Genomic DNA, 15,733 nt, shown 5'->3' with positions numbered 1-15,733 from the left:
CTAACTAGCGGCGTGAGCGTCTAGCCCAAGCCAATTCAATCTGTTTCATACGTGTCAGAGATTCCAACACAAGGTTACGCAAGTGTCGACAAAAATCTTCCATAAATAAAGCAGCTTGTTGTGATTTTCGGATCAAAATAGCATCAATCACCAGCTTAAACAGGGTAAATGACTCTTGTAGCTCCCGACGCGAGGTATTCAAGGTGAGAAAATAGCTACGGCGCAATGAAGGCAACAGTTCTTTATAAAATTGCATGAGATATGGATTTGCCACCATTTCATGTTGTTCAGCTAAATATTTAAAGATTGCATCGTAAAATTTTTCAATGTCACCCGCCCTGACGAACTCCACCAATTGATCCAGTAAAGCTTGTAAATGCTCAGCTTCATTGACACGCCAAGTTTCACTAATGCGTTGCACGATATGCCCCAGAACCATCACATTAGTATCAAATAGCGCTTTGACCTGTTGCGCCGACATTTCAGATACAATCGCACCACGTCTTGGAAAAATCTCAATTAAATAAGTACGTTCCAGTAATAACAATGCTTCACGGACAGAACCGCGACTGACATCTAATTCTTTCGCAATGCGCAACTCTTGAATACGTTCGCCTTCAACCAGCTCACCGCTAATAATTTGTTCACTAATATATTTTGCAATCTGTTCAGAAAGACTATCAGCCTCTTCGAGATTCATGAGCGCCTCGCTATCTTTGTTATACGCATTGTCCAATGCTATTTACGCTTTTTTGTTTTAACTGATCTCACCCTATAAATTCTATATCATTGTCTGACAATTTTATTGCTTTTTAAGCCAATCGTCCTGAAAAAGCACCCATTCATTCTCAAAATAGATGAAAAATCATTTTTTCTATTTTTATTATCAAATATTTATATTTTCCATGAGTCACCAACCATCCATCTGATCAGAAAACAACTTTATGGAATAAATCACAAAAAATATTATTTATATTAAATCAATCGCAATTTAATCATGGATGAATACGCACATAAGCGTCTTCATCCATTCTTGAAGTTCATGACTAACAAAACAAATTAATATCTACATCAGCCCTTTGTAGATGAAATAACACCCAACCACCACCAATAAGCCTGCAAAGCATTTTTTCAACATGGCTGGCGATAAAAGATGAGCAACCTTGGCACCAAATTTCGCGGTGATAAAGCTCATGACACTAATGCCCAAAAATGCATAAACATGAACATAGCCAATGGTATTCGGTACTTCAATCTGTTCTTTGGCGCCAAACCACATAAAGCCCAATGCACCTGCTACAGCGATCGGCAATCCACACGCTGCCGAAGTCGCCACTGCTTTTTGCATCACCACACCATGACGATTCAGATAAGGAACGGTCAAGCTGCCACCACCGATACCAAAAATCGCCGATGCTACCCCAATGCCACCACCCGCAGCCAGTTGTAACGGTGCGGATGGTAAGTGTCGATTTGGATCAACCACAGAATTGGCCCCTTTAAACATCTTATAGGCCATCCAGACTGCAAATACACCGATCACCAGTTGCAAATGCTGCCCTGACATCAAGTCGGCAATACCAGCGCCCAAAAATGATCCTATCACCAACCCCGGTGCAAGATTACGGAACACACGCCAAAGCACTGCACCTTTCTTATGATGGGCCGTTACCGAACTGATTGAAGTCACAATAATGGTTGCTAACGATGTACCCACTGCAATATGCATAATGACATTCGGGTCATAATTCATTTGCGTGAAGACAATATATAAAATCGGCACAATAATTAAGCCACCGCCCACACCAAATAGCCCCGCAGCAAATCCGGCAATTGCACCAATCAGCAAATATATGATTAACTCCATAAACAAATGACCACGCTACTTGTAAAAATGATGGATGATTTCGCAACCCGCCAGCTTCAACAATTATTGAACGCAAAAAATCAGTTTCCCGAAGTGGTTTTACTCAAGACCACCACGACATCAACCAATGATGATATGCGTGAAATTGCAGAAAAAGGCATTACGACAGGACTGGTTTGCAGTGCGCAGCAAACACAAGGTCGAGGTCAACATCAACGACCATGGTCCTCTCCTGAAGGAAACATTTATTTAAGCACACTGATCCAGACCAAGACAGCACTAGACGGTCGTCTGGCATTGGAAATTGCGTTAAATATTCTACAGATGCCGAGCTTACACGGTCTTCAACTACAAGTGAAATGGCCCAACGATTTATATAGTCCTCAAGGGAAATGGGGCGGCATTCTGGTAGAGCCGCTTTCGACTCATCAAGCGATTATTGGGGTGGGCATCAACTTAACCACGCCACCTGTGGAAAATGCTGACCAGCAAATTACCTCATTACAAATGCTCGGTTTAGATCCAATCGACCGAATCGGATTAATTGCTGAACTCTATACGGCAATCCAGCAAGCTGCTCAATGGTTTGAACATGGCAGTTATAATCTGGCAGAACGTTTTAACCACCACGCGATTTGGCTCAATCAACACGTGGAATTTGAGCATACCCAAGGCAAAGTTCAGGGACTGTTCCAAGGTATCTCCAATGAAGGCGCGGTATTGATCAAGACCGATCAAATCCAGCAATTCTATCAAGGTCGCTTACGCCTCGCTTCAGTTTGAGAATAGGAAGAGCTCATGAAAAGTTTATGGCTTGATATTGGAAATACCCGTTTAAAATACTGGATTACACAGAACGATCAGGTGCTTGAGCACGCAGCCGAGTTACACCTACAATCGCCTGCCGATTTATTGCTGGGTTTAATCCAGCTTTTTCGTCATCAGAATCTGACGCAGGTTGGTATTTCTTCCGTACTGGATTCAGAGAATAATCAACGTATCCAGATGATTCTTGATATTCTGGATATTCCGATTATCTTTGCCAAAGTTCATGCAGAGTATGCTGGTCTGAAATGTGGTTATGAGGTACCCAGTCAGCTCGGGATTGACCGCTGGTTGCAAGTCTTGGCAATGGCAAAGCCAGATGAGAACTTTTGTGTAATTGGTTGCGGGACTGCCCTGACCATCGATCTAGTTGAGGGTTTACAGCATCTCGGCGGTTATATTCTGCCAAATCTCTATCTGCAACGGGATTCGCTGATCCAGAATACCAAAGGGATCAAAATTCCAGACTCTGCCTTTGATAATTTAAAACCGGGTCATAACACGGTCGATGCAGTCCATCACGGTATATTGCTGGGTCTGATCAGTACCATTGATCAAATCATGCAGCAATCCCCGAAAAAGTTGATCTTAACAGGTGGTGACGCCGCTTTATTTGCTAAATTCCTCAGTCATTATCAACCTCAAGTTGAATCAGATTTACTTCTACAAGGTTTAAAACACTATGTTCAGCTAAATTCAGCTTTAAGCAAAGTTTGAAGTGCCTGCAATAACTGTGGAAATTCCTTAAAGCCATCTTCTGTACGAAAATGTCCAGCTTGAGCAACCTCAATCAGCTGGGCATTGAGCAGGTTTGAAAATTTAAACATCAATGGCACAGGAATCATAGGATCATTACTGGAAAAGAAAACCAGACGTCGCTGAATATTCGCTCTCAGAATGCCGCTCTCAAACTGGGCATTTTGAATAAAAGCATTAAATTCTGGATGTTGAGCAATCGGGTCATTAAAACCAGCAATAAAAATTCCCGCTTTGATGGTCATTTGCTTCAATTTCTGAGCCAAAAATCGTGAGAGCGCCACACAAGAAAGCCCATGTGCCACCACGATACTTCGCTCATTCAGCCCTTTTAATTGCGCTTCCAGACAAGTTTGCCAAATCTCTGCTTCTGGATGACTGGCATCTGCAAGAAATACACGCTCAACCCTAAGCTCATCGCTTTTCAGTTGTTGTTCTAACCAGCCATACCAATGCTGATCTGGATCGGCATTTTCACAATGCAGAATAAATACACTATTTTTTGAATTATGTGACATATTTAACACTATTTTTCAATAAAAACATAAACTTAGAAATATATATTGCGCTTTTTTAATTATTCTTAACATTAATATTTTGTATCAATTTTATACAACACCACTCAAAATAGGGGGATAAAAAAAGGCGCATTACGCGCCTTTTCAGGAAGTCGATAGAACTTACTTTTTCTGGTCATTACTACCAAATAAAGGGCCCATACCACCACCGCCACCAAATTGTTTTTGCATATTGCCCAATGATTTTAGCATTTTGCTCATACCAGATGGATTCGCAAATTTCTTCATCATTTTCGCCATTTGTGCCTGTTGCTTGATCAGTTTATTCACTTCAGCAACGTCCATACCACAACCGGCAGCAATACGTTTTTTACGACTTGGGTTAATCAAATCAGGGTTACGACGCTCTTTGATCGTCATTGACTGAATGATGGCTTCCATACGCTTTACTTGCTTTTCAGGATTGGCTTTTTCAATCGCGTCCTGAATACCCGCATTGCTCATGCCTGGTAATTTGTCGAGGAAGCCCATCATGCCGCCCATTTTACTCATTTGCTCAAACTGCATCAGCATATCTTCAAAGTTGAAGTTGCCGCCTTTTTGCAGTTTTTTCGCCATTTTCTCGGCTTTTTCTTTGTCGATTTTGCGTTCAACTTCTTCGACTAAAGAAAGGACGTCACCCATACCCAAGATACGTTGTGCAACACGATCTGGATGGAATGGCTCAAGTGCATCCAGTTTTTCACCAATACCCAAGAACTTGATTGGCTTACCAGTAATGGCACGAACAGAAAGTGCTGCACCACCGCGTGCATCACCATCCGTTTTAGTCAGAATCACACCAGTTAAAGCTAAAGCATCATTAAACGCTTTTGCAGTATTGGCAGCATCCTGACCCGTCATTGCATCAACAACGAATAAGGTCTCGGTTGGTTTCACCGCCGCATGTAATTCTTTGATCTCGTCCATCATGTCTTCATCGACATGTAAACGACCTGCTGTATCGACAATCAGAACATCAGCAAACTGGATTTTCGCCTGCTCAATCGCACGATTCACAATATCAATCGGCTTTTCAGATGCTTCAGATGGAATGAAACCAACACCGACTTCATTCGATACTGTTTCTAACTGCTTGATCGCTGCTGGACGATAAACGTCGGCAGACACCGTCATTACTTTTTTCTTTTGGCGTTCTTTTAAGAAACGTGCCAATTTTGCAGCAGTCGTGGTTTTACCTGCACCTTGCAAACCGGCAAGAAGCACAACAACTGGTGGTTTTGCACTTAAATCTAATGTTTCATTTGCCTCACCCATCATCTTGGTGAGTTCATCATAGACAATCTTTACAAATGCCTGACCAGGAGAAAGCTGAGTCATGACTTCTTGACCGAGCGCTTCTTCCTTAACCTTCGCGATAAATTCACGAGTTACAGGTAACGCCACATCGGCTTCAAGAAGTGCCATACGTACTTCACGTAGGGTATCTTTAATATTGTCTTCGGTCAGCTGCCCTGAGCCAGTAACATTTCTTAAACTCTGTGTGAGTCGTTCTGTTAAGGTATCAAACATTGCGAAATCCGCTTAAAATGGCTAGTTGCAAAAAAATCTTTCTTAAAATAGAAAATTTATGCATAAGATGCTATAGGATACTGTAGTTCGAAGCGAATTTATATCTTATATGGTGAATATTATTCATCCTCCTATAAAAGGTTTGACATGATCAGTCTCCCCTTGGTTTACACAATTTTGGCACTTATCGCCTATACCAGTTCATTCTGGTATTTGTTTATTCGTTTAATGTCAAAACGTACTCCAAATCTTTGGTGTTATGGCCTGATGGTCGGTTTAGGGCTGGTGCTGCATGCAACTGTCCTTTCCCAAGACATGCTGACATCTATTGGGGTGAATTATGATGTATTCAACCTAATGTCCTTCACTTCTGGACTCATGTTGGCACTCAGTCTGATCCTGAGCCTGATTCGCCCGATCCTGCCATTGAACCTGATTGGAACGCCTGTAGCCGCTTTTGGCTTAATCTTGGGTTTCGCTTTTAGTCAGCCAAATCAAATTATTGAACAACATAGTTTTGGTCTGGACTTACATATCATTTTGTCCCTGTCTGCTTATGCTGTGCTGCTCATGGCAACCATTCATGCCGTTCTGCTCTGGTTTCAGGATCGAGAACTAAAAAAGAAACAAAAACGTCGTATCTGGGTGAATTTGCTTCCACCATTTCAGGTCATGGAGTCATTATTATTTGACTTGATTATTACTGGATTTGGCCTGCTTACAGCCGCATTATTGTTCGGCTTCTTTACCATTGATAACTTTTTTGCCCAACATCTCGCACATAAAACTGCATTTAGTATCATTTCATGGTTCTTATACGGCGCATTATTGATCGGACATTACAAGTTTGGCTGGCGTGGACGTAAAGCAATTCGTTTCACCATTACTGGTTTTGTCCTACTTGCAATCGGTTTTATGGGCAGTAAATTTGTTTTAGAAATGATATTAGGACGTTAAGTTTTTCTACGCTAATAAAAACTAGACAGCTTATCTGAAAATGCGTATAACGCTGTTTTCGCTTAACTAGGTAAAAATCGTGAAACTTGTACTCGCTCCGATGGAAGGTCTTACTGATCCAATCATGCGTGATGTGCTCACTCATGTTGGCAGTTTTGATTGGTGCGTGACCGAGTTTATCCGTATTACCGATAGCATTCAGCCAGATCATATCTACTATAGCTTTTGTCCAGAACTAAAAAATGGCGGTAAAACCGCAGCTGGCACGCCTGTACATGTGCAATTTCTGGGCAACAACCCAGAGATGCTCGCTGCCAATGCAGCCAAAGTGGTTGAACTGGGCGCACCTGCGATTGATCTGAATTTTGGTTGTCCAGCCAAAACAGTAAACCGCCATCGTGGGGGTTCTGTGTTACTGGATGAGCCAGAAACCGTACATCTATTAGTCAAAGCCGTTCGTGATGCTGTACCTGCACATATTCCAGTTTCAGCAAAAATGCGTTTGGGCTATCTTGATGAAAATCACACCTTGGATAATGCCCATGCCATTGAAGATGCAGGTGCGAGCTGGCTCACCGTACATGCACGCACCAAAGCAGATGGTTATACTCCACCCGCCTATTGGGAAAAGATCCAACCGATTACCGAAGCCTTAAAAATCAATGTTATTGCCAATGGTGAAATCTGGAACAATGCCCATGCAAAAGCCTGTCTGGAACAATCTCATTGCCAAGATTTAATGATTGGTCGGGGTGCAGTAACCACACCAGATTTAACCTTATGTATTCGTCAAAATATGGATCAGGCGCTGCTGTCTTGGCCTGAATTGGTGGACCTGCAGCTACGCTTCCTAAGCGGACAATACAAGACTGAAATTGGCATGGTCGGACGTTATAAGCAATGGCTCGGTATGATGACCAAGGCGTATCCTGAAGCCCAGCAACTCTGGGGACAGGTAAAGAAGATCAAACAACTCGAAGACATCCTTCAGCACTTAAAGCAAAGCTAAGGCTGAAATTCGATTTTAAATTAAAAAAAGCGGCCTAAGCCGCTTTGGAAAACCCAAAATCAATTCAAGATTACATTCCACTCACTTTCATTTTTAAATTCGTTACTGAAGCCCCTGTCATACCAATATTTCCAATCGAAGCATTTGGTAAATTATTAAAAACACCTGACTGTTGAGCTGCATTTGAACCCAACAGGACATTATTCAACTGTAAATCAAACTTATCTGTTGTACCTGCATTGCCAAAAATAATCCCCCCCTTATCAGCTCCCTCTGTACCATACACACCAGCATAGAAACCTTTAAGCCCAAAAGGACTACCATTATGTCCTGTCAATTTAAAGTTAAAACTTGCGCCAACAGCGGTCGTTGCTGCGTTTCCAGAGGTTGTATAATCAGAAACCAGCATAATATTACAACCATTCCCTGAACCACAGATGGACTCAATTGCGCCATCAAACATAATCATATGCCCTTGTGGTGCCGCACCCAGCTGGATGTTCATACTTGGTTTATTTGATGCAAAAACGATATCGATACCACCTACACGCAACAGTTCTTTAACATCATTTTTCAGTAAAGTCCCTGCCGTAAAAATGGAATTACGTGTATAGCTACTTCCATTTAAATTAGAAAGCGAATTTGATCCTGCGGTATAAATAGAAAAAGGTGAAATTCGAAGTCCTGTAATACTATTATCGAAAGTCAAACCAATATTCGCAAAAGCGCCTTTTGCAGCAGCATTCCCCTTATCTGTATCAATGGTTGCTTTCAAGCCGAAAGTGGTCTCGGTACTGCCATTTAATCCAGACACTTTTACAGGTGCTGCAACAGCTTGTCCTGCCACCCCAGCAATCACCAGACCTGCACGACCCGTATAGCCACCACTTGGCAGACCATCATTATCAATGATTGCTATTTGATTGAACTGGACATTAGACTGTACACCAATGGTCAACCCGTCTTGTCCAGTCGTTGCTGAAAGACTCTGATCATCCATCGGTTGCATCGCCATTGTTAATGGACTTAACAATAATAATGACAAACACGCTAGTTTCTTGTTTTTATTCATTGTCCTCATCCATAGACAAATGTTTAAAATATATACTACAGCTTAACATAACCCACTCGTCGCACAATCACTTTATCGTTAGACAGATAAGTGGAAGCATCAACTGTTACACCATCAAATGCCTTAGTTTCGAGGCATAATTGAAAATTGGCTGGTTAAGCGTCCACCAGTAATTGCCATTTCACCTAAACGCTGAGCACCGCCACTCGGGCCATAAAGGTTAATATCTCGAGTTCTAAAGACACCGTCAGTGGTACGATTCGGGTTAAACGTTAGCCCAGCATTAAAGCTTGCTACCCCTTCTCCTGAACTATCTCGACTGATCTTAATGGCGTTGTTAAACGCAACATCACCCTGAATATTATCTAGGCCTAAAGTTGAACCATCCACAGGATCACTAATTTGAATCGTGTTATTGCTTGCTGCATTTAATTTAAGATCACCGACAATATTCAAGGCATTGCCTGAGCCATCCGCTTTATATTCGTTATTTGGAATAAGAGACAGATTCATATCTCCGCCGATACGAAGTTTTAAACCAAATAAAACATCATTACTCAGTGCAAAGTTATTATTTGGTGAAACACCACCCGTATAAGTTGCACCAGGTAAATAACCCGCGGCGACTTCTGCTGCCATCACGATGAGCATATCTTTGAGGGTTGCGTTAAAACTGCCATTTTCGAGGCCGAGACTTCCCGTTCCTTTTAATAACATATCAATATTACGCAATCCCATGTAATAGTTTCGAGCGCCATCAATTACCAGAATAGAAGTGGTTTTATTTCCCAAAGCCTTGTAGTTGCTATCACGATCTACGCCTGTGGTACTCATACCCAATGAAAAACCCAATCTTGGCGTTTCACCCGTGCTTCCAACACTATGTTTCACACCATTTTTATCAAAATAGAAAGCCTCATTGGCATTTACCTTAGTCCCATACATTGCCATATTGGCATTCAGGTTATAAAAAGGTAATGCTAAGCCCCAGTTATTATCCGTGTGATTGGTGATTGGTGCATATCCACTTTCAGGGTTACTGGTTGCACTGTTGGTAAAACGTCCACGTCGAGAAATTGCCTGAAACTCTGCGCCCCGAATTGCCACAAGCAGACTATAAGGATTTGTGGTACCTGTTTGGGTATGAAGACTTTGCGTATAATCCACATCTCGAGTTAAGAAACTACCATTACCAAATTTAGAAGTCTGGAAAACATAGTTTGCTGGTAGAAATACCGAACGGGCATCAACCAGATTGATATATACATTCCCTGTATCAAATGAGCCTCGGCTACCTAACTGTAAACCCGTTAAATTACCGAATTCAAAACCATAGGTATTTAATCCTGCACCGCCAATTTCTAACGTTGTCGCCTTTCCGTCACTCCCCAACATGGAGTCATTATCTTTAGTAAATTCAGCCTTCATGCGGAATGCAACACCCGTTTTCCCCATAATGGCATTTCCGTCAGTGGTACTGCCGAGAATATTGGTTCCCTCAGGATTACCATAGCTGCTTCCATAAGCAGGATTCGCTGCATTACTTGCATTGATACCACGTAACTGTAGAGAACCATTGATCATACGACCATTGGCTCCGACACGAATTAAACCTTTAGCCTTATTATCAGGACTGGCTTGCTGATTTAACGGCGTATTGGTTGCATCCAGCGTATAAGGAGAAGCTGGATTTGCTTTTTTATTCAATAAAAACTCTAAATTTAATCCAGCATTGGTCGCTACGCCTCCATCTGCGTAGGTTCCAGCTGTAACATTGCCTGTATCTTTAACACGCGTAAAATCGACATAACCATAATCAGTCGTCGGCGTCTGGGTCAATGAAGCATTTGCTGCATTGCCAGTAAGTAATGCATTATTGGTTTGTAGCTTGATCCCTTCAACAGAATCGACAAACATCACGCCTTTACCCAAGAAGTTAAAATTCAGATTTTTCAGAACTAGTTGATTCAACTCATTATTTGAAGTCTGACCCAAATAAATATTGGCATTTTTAAGGCCTAACTCTAACGAAGCCTGACTACTTTTACTAAACAGTCCGTCCGTCGTTTTAAACTTCAAGTCCAGCGGTGATGTTGTTTGAATGGCTAAATTACCAATATCACTACTACATCTATTGGTGTCACAAATCTGAAATGAATCAATCGTAATAAGAGACGGATTTGAGGATAGCTCTATGTCTAGACCCGTTTTATTGCCATTGCTACCAGTATTCAGCTTATAGGTTGTCCCAAGTGGATTGCCTAATGCATTTTGCTGAATGTTAAAATTATTAGCGACTGCTTTTAAGGTCGTGCCCGCTGCATCAGAACTTCCTCGTCCTGCATCATCCTGCCAAAAAAACTGATCTACATGGATCTTGTCATAGGTGGTTTCAATATGAACACCATCTTGTCCATTTACACTACGTAAGGCACTATCATCCAACGCTTGTAAGGCATAAGCAGAATGACTAATAAAAAATATACTTGCAGCTAAAGTATTGAGTGCAAAACTTATATTCCTAGCATTTTCATTATTTTTTTTCATCGCTTCAATCCTTTGAAATTTATATCCGGTTAGCAACGTGGATGGCTTGCATCGCAAGAAAACATCATTACATTTCCTTGAATCGCCAAATTACCATTCATTTTTAACCCCATAAATCCCGTTTCTTTATTACGGTCATACACAGAAGGATGATCAGCAGCGTATGTCGGTGCTTTTAAATAACCATAGCCATTTGCTGGCGGTGTAGTCGGATTATTCCCTTCGACCAGTTTTCCATTACTATCATAGTAACTGGTAAAATCATCTTGCTCGATGGCAAGGGCATTAAAACCAAAATTACGAATCAAAATTGGCTTGGTTGGGTCAAAGCTTAATTGCATTGCTGGTTTAGTTCTTGCAACTCCACCATCATCATTATAAATCAGGTCAACACCATCCAGACCTAACTTTTGCAAATCAATAGTTCCTTGTATCCCTTTAAAGACCAACCAGACTTTATTCGCTGGATTAGCTTGGGTCGGATCACTAACAGGCTGATTGCCATTTTGGACAAAACGTTTATTGACCGAAATCCCAAGATGACAAAAGGCCAAGTTTTCACACACACCACCCAGACCATTATCAAACTCATATTTTCCAGTGGTGCTGTTATAAATCTGGTTCAATGATAATTTGAGAGATAAATCCGCCCCTGCCTGACCTTCAACAGCCTGTAAAGCCTCATTATCCAGACTTTGTAATTCGGCATGCGTTAACGTTGTGGCTAATACAAGAAGTAAAGTTGTGATTTTTTTCATCGTATTACTCCTTTTATAGTCCAGTTGTCGTAATTTTAAGATGCTGAATCAAGACACCATCAATTACAGCCGAGCCCATATTATTGATTGGCGAAGCAGTATTTAATTTATAAGTATTAATATCCGCATTTGGTGTAGTTGAATACCAACGTCCATCTACAATACGTGCATCAGGTAATGCTCCAGTATTTGGAACCACAAATTTTTGATTATTATTCCCTGCATCTTGGCGTGTATAACCTGCATTTAAAACAGATGGATCATAAAGTGATGTACTATCAATGTTGACCCAATTTACGCCGCTGGTTGAATCAAATCTCAGACCATAATCCCTATTATTTCCTGTAGTACTACCACTACTCGTCCGATATTGCCAACGATAACCACTACAAAGAAATCCACTACAGCCAACACTGGTCCGTTGCTGATTTTGTAACTGATAGAAATACTGATCTTTTGATACTGTGCCTGAGTTTAAAGACCCAAAAGAAATACCAACTGCATCCTGAGTACTATTCCCTTTAAATGCCTGAAGTGTTTTACCACCGTCATTACTATAGACAGTACCAATGCCAATACTACTGTGTGTAGCATTTGAACCCTGATAAGTTTTTCCACCCAAGCTGATATTGCTACCACATTGATAAACGTTACAGGTAGACCCTTTATAACTCGTATCTGCACCTGTGTAATCGGTATAGATTTGCTTATAAATACTTTCTTTATTCGGAATACGCGCAACTTCCAGACTAAAGTTCTTGCCATCTGAACCTAAAATCACAGGCTGATATAAATTACCCAACACTAGATTGGTATTTAGGTTATAAATAAAAATCCCTTCATTTGCATCAAAACTAGGTGCATTGCCACCTTGAATCGCAGGTGTTGATAAATTCGCAGTATCTGCTGTCTCTCGAGTACTTAAACGGAGTACACGATCATTTAAGCCTGTTGGTGCAGTCCAGTTACCCGTTGATGTTATTTTAGTGGTCTGACTACGGATACGATACTCCGTCACTCCTGTTCCACCAGGGTTACTGGTTTCTTCTGGGCTATAACGAGGTGTCCAGATGTCTGTTCCTGACCCACAAGCGGTACAAGTTTGACCAGCACTCAGCGTAGGCAAAGTATCCATTTTTGTAGAAGTAGGTGTATTAATCGTCATACCTGCTTTTAAATTAGCACCATCACCACTATTTAAACGGAAAATACCTGATATACCCAATGTGTTGTTATAAAAAGGACTTAAGCCCCCCGTGCTGCCCGCACCATTTAAGGTCTGGAATATTTTTACATTACTACCATTTAAACTAAAGCCATTCCATATCCCTTGCAAACGCAGACGATTCGCACGAGTAGGATCAATACTCGTGCCGACTAAACCAGCATTATTTCCATACTGGAACTGGTCTGCGGCACCATCCGCTTTATTTGGATTGCGAACAAAGGCATCCGCCCATAAGCCAAGTTTTAAGTTATAAGCATTTGCACCAACAGGATCTGCCCCTGTTTTAATCACAGTGGGGGCACCCGTACCTGTTGCATTATCATTATAATATTCATACAAAGGTGCTTCTAAAGCCATGTAGGTGACTTGCCCTGTATCGGTATTCGGTGTACTTCCATCTGGCGTAAAGGTAGGAACATTGGCTTGCGACTGCACTTTTAAGATCCATGGATTACTTGCCGATCCCCAGCTACTAATTGCATTAATCGCATTTCCAGCAGTATTTAAACCTACACGTTCATTATTATTGGTTGAACGACCAGCATTTGAGGCAGAAAGCGCCAATCCGTATAGAAATAAATCGGCTTTACCTACTGCGCGGTCTCCCGCATCTACACTACCACTTTTATTTGTATCTGTTGCTGCAAGGGATAAAGGCCCGACTGGAACATAGTTAATATAACCCGTATCTAATTGGCGATTAAGTAAATCTGTGCCTGTTGTGGTATTTTTTTCACCCTGAAAAATCATATATGTATTTTGTGGGAGTAGCGCGATGCCTTCACCCGTCGTTTGGCTTAAGCCTTCATCGGAGAGTTCTTGTAATGCAAAAGCAGATTGACTGATACATAGTCCAATAAAACTTGCTAAAACAGTCTTTTGAAATGAATCCATATGGAGTATAGCCATCTTGACCTTCCTAAATACCCGATGCTCCGCACCTACGTTATATTTTTTCTTTCATCCTTCTGAGTGATTTAAAAACTGCTTCCTAGCATCACTCAAGCTATAGACGAATCATGTCTATCTCATCACAATTTATTATGCCGAATAATTACACAAATGCAAAACAAACTGGCTATATGTTACATTTTTCCGATGAGTGCATAGATGAAAAGCAGCCTGAGCTGCTTAAGTTATTTTTCGAATTAAACTAACAGAACTTCAAAGTACCATAGCAATTCGGCGTAAATTTTTGAGTGGCTAGTTCTAAATTCGTCAACGCCATTTGTGGGCGGGTTGCATTAATTAAATCAACTGTACCAACAGGGATAGCATTGCCAAGCAAACAGTTTTCTGCAAGAACTCCACCACATTGGACAGGATTAGCATATAAGAAATCACTAACTTGTTTAAATGCTTCATTTAAAGTTGCTTTAGGGATATCGACTGCCAGCGTAGGCTGAATAAATCCGATATCGATTGGATTGGTAAACTCAAGCCACCAGCCATTTTGCGAAACAGACTTATTATTACTCCATTGAATATTCTGCGACTGTAAAGAGAGTGATGCGGCCGTACCATTAAGGTTGGCTTTGTGGAAAAAGCCTAAATCCTCATTGATCGCTACATCGACCGTTAAATTTTTAATAAGGCCACTTGCATCTTTATTATCTAAATTGATTATTCCTGCCGCCTTTGCACTCAGTTTACCACTCAGTTCAATATCACGAACCTTTGCAGTAGCAGTAAGATTTGCACTGGTAATACGTTTTCCAGTAATAGGCTGTTGCCCTAAAACCAAATCTCCTTTTAAGATATTACTACCTGTTGCCTTATCTCTTAAATTGAGAGCATAAGCGGTTGTCGTGAAACCGATTGGAAACCCGATCACACAACAAGCCCTACCCGTAATCGCATTATAGCCATCAGACTGATTTAAGGTTCCTTTTGCTGCCTCTCCTGCGACTAGACTTGTTCCAAATCCATTTACATTAGCAATACCAGTGGTTGCAGCAATTTCCATATAACCACTAAGTGAGTTAATACCACTTTTTCCCGCACCATTTTCCAAACCAAAAGTAATTAAACCCAAAGCCTTTTCCGCGCTTAAGTTCAGTCCAACAATTTGACGTGTGGAAGCTTTATCAGGATTTTTGATTGCGAACTCAATAAATGGATTGGTAAGAACTGCAGATGAGCCTGCACGTGCGGCACGGTCAGTCGCACTATCGGTATTGGATGTAGCAGAGTTACCTAAACCACTCAAACTCAAATAATCAATATCGATATCACAACCGCCAGTGCCATTGACACCACCACAACCCAACTGAAGTTTTTTAATATTGACGTTGAGTTCCATTTCAGCTTCTAGGCCTAGCTTATAGAAACCAATGGTTTTATCTCCACCAGCGCGCTTTGCTTCCTGATTTGCCAAATCAGTGGGTGCGACATAAGACAAACTCATCAATGCCTGGCCCGTTGCTGCAGACAATTCACTATCAGTCATACTTTTCAAAGTATGCGGAACTGCATAGGCCACATTGCAACACCAACTCATTACCCCTAGAAAAAATATAAATGAATATCTATTTTTCATCGAAAAAATCCCTTTATTTTCTAAAACTTAGATGAATTAACCATCAATATAAGTTTTACTTATAGGCAAATTATTAACAATTCTG

General features: G+C 41.1%; 13 protein-coding genes. 4 read left to right on the top strand and 9 right to left on the bottom strand.

Translation table 11 applies throughout. From position 1 onward, the window contains the following. Window positions 1-4: 4 nt before the first annotated feature. Both IEV36_RS14595 and IEV36_RS14590 read right to left on the bottom strand, forming a co-directional pair. Window positions 5-700 (bottom strand): GntR family transcriptional regulator, encoded by a 696-nt coding sequence (locus IEV36_RS14595; RefSeq protein ID WP_004770835.1) that lies wholly within the window; start codon window positions 698-700, stop codon window positions 5-7. 366 nt (window positions 701-1,066) lie between these two features. Beyond that, complete coding sequence (locus IEV36_RS14590) at window positions 1,067-1,867, bottom strand: sulfite exporter TauE/SafE family protein (protein WP_032863844.1); 801 nt, start codon at window positions 1,865-1,867, stop codon at window positions 1,067-1,069. A 6-nt stretch (window positions 1,868-1,873) separates the two neighbouring features. On the opposite strand from IEV36_RS14590, the gene IEV36_RS14585 reads away from it, so the two are divergent. Together IEV36_RS14585 and IEV36_RS14580 are read left to right on the top strand one after the other, a co-directional pair. After that, window positions 1,874-2,650, top strand: a complete 777-nt coding sequence (locus tag IEV36_RS14585) for a biotin--[acetyl-CoA-carboxylase] ligase (RefSeq protein ID WP_004770833.1) — start codon at window positions 1,874-1,876, stop codon at window positions 2,648-2,650. Window positions 2,651-2,665: 15 nt separating this feature from the next. Next, window positions 2,666-3,409: a pantothenate kinase gene (locus tag IEV36_RS14580; RefSeq protein ID WP_005256231.1), complete on the top strand. Its 744-nt coding sequence runs from the start codon at window positions 2,666-2,668 to the stop codon at window positions 3,407-3,409. On the opposite strand, the gene IEV36_RS14575 is transcribed toward IEV36_RS14580, so the two are convergent. Both IEV36_RS14575 and ffh read right to left on the bottom strand, forming a co-directional pair. Then, the gene (locus tag IEV36_RS14575; protein WP_005256230.1) at window positions 3,379-3,966 is read right to left on the bottom strand and encodes an RBBP9/YdeN family alpha/beta hydrolase; all 588 of its coding nucleotides are present in this window, start codon (window positions 3,964-3,966) and stop codon (window positions 3,379-3,381) included. The genes IEV36_RS14580 and IEV36_RS14575 overlap by 31 nt on opposite strands. A gap of 162 nt (window positions 3,967-4,128) precedes the next feature. After that, on the bottom strand, window positions 4,129-5,538 hold the full coding sequence (ffh, locus tag IEV36_RS14570; protein ID WP_004770827.1) for a signal recognition particle protein: 1,410 nt from the start codon (window positions 5,536-5,538) through the stop codon (window positions 4,129-4,131). 147 nt (window positions 5,539-5,685) lie between these two features. Between ffh and IEV36_RS14565 the strand changes: the two genes are divergently transcribed. After that, window positions 5,686-6,495: a cytochrome C assembly family protein gene (locus IEV36_RS14565; protein ID WP_005256228.1), complete on the top strand. Its 810-nt coding sequence runs from the start codon at window positions 5,686-5,688 to the stop codon at window positions 6,493-6,495. Between the two features lie 79 nt (window positions 6,496-6,574). Beyond that, a complete protein-coding gene (locus IEV36_RS14560; RefSeq protein WP_005256226.1) occupies window positions 6,575-7,504 on the top strand; it encodes a tRNA dihydrouridine synthase in 930 nt (309 codons plus the stop codon). A gap of 70 nt (window positions 7,505-7,574) precedes the next feature. Here IEV36_RS14560 and IEV36_RS14555 read toward each other — a convergent pair whose 3' ends face one another. The 5 genes from IEV36_RS14555 to IEV36_RS14535 all read right to left on the bottom strand — a co-directional run bounded on the left by IEV36_RS14555 (window position 7,575) and on the right by IEV36_RS14535 (window position 15,648). After that, window positions 7,575-8,576, bottom strand: coding sequence for a DUF6160 family protein (locus IEV36_RS14555; RefSeq protein WP_005256224.1), 1,002 nt, complete (start codon window positions 8,574-8,576; stop codon window positions 7,575-7,577). Window positions 8,577-8,699: 123 nt separating this feature from the next. Then, the gene (locus IEV36_RS14550; RefSeq protein ID WP_005256222.1) at window positions 8,700-11,123 is read right to left on the bottom strand and encodes a DUF6160 family protein; all 2,424 of its coding nucleotides are present in this window, start codon (window positions 11,121-11,123) and stop codon (window positions 8,700-8,702) included. 29 nt (window positions 11,124-11,152) lie between these two features. Continuing rightward, window positions 11,153-11,881 (bottom strand): DUF6160 family protein, encoded by a 729-nt coding sequence (locus tag IEV36_RS14545; protein ID WP_005256220.1) that lies wholly within the window; start codon window positions 11,879-11,881, stop codon window positions 11,153-11,155. A 13-nt stretch (window positions 11,882-11,894) separates the two neighbouring features. After that, complete coding sequence (locus tag IEV36_RS14540) at window positions 11,895-14,018, bottom strand: hypothetical protein (RefSeq protein ID WP_005256218.1); 2,124 nt, start codon at window positions 14,016-14,018, stop codon at window positions 11,895-11,897. Window positions 14,019-14,262: 244 nt separating this feature from the next. After that, a complete protein-coding gene (locus tag IEV36_RS14535; RefSeq protein ID WP_005256216.1) occupies window positions 14,263-15,648 on the bottom strand; it encodes a hypothetical protein in 1,386 nt (461 codons plus the stop codon). Window positions 15,649-15,733: the final 85 nt, after the last annotated feature.

The sequence above is a fragment of the Acinetobacter vivianii genome, assembly GCF_014635885.1.
In the GTDB taxonomy this organism is placed as follows: domain Bacteria; phylum Pseudomonadota; class Gammaproteobacteria; order Pseudomonadales; family Moraxellaceae; genus Acinetobacter; species Acinetobacter vivianii.
The sequence above is the reverse complement of the archived record's forward strand: the minus strand, read 5'-3'. Positions and strand labels throughout refer to the sequence as shown.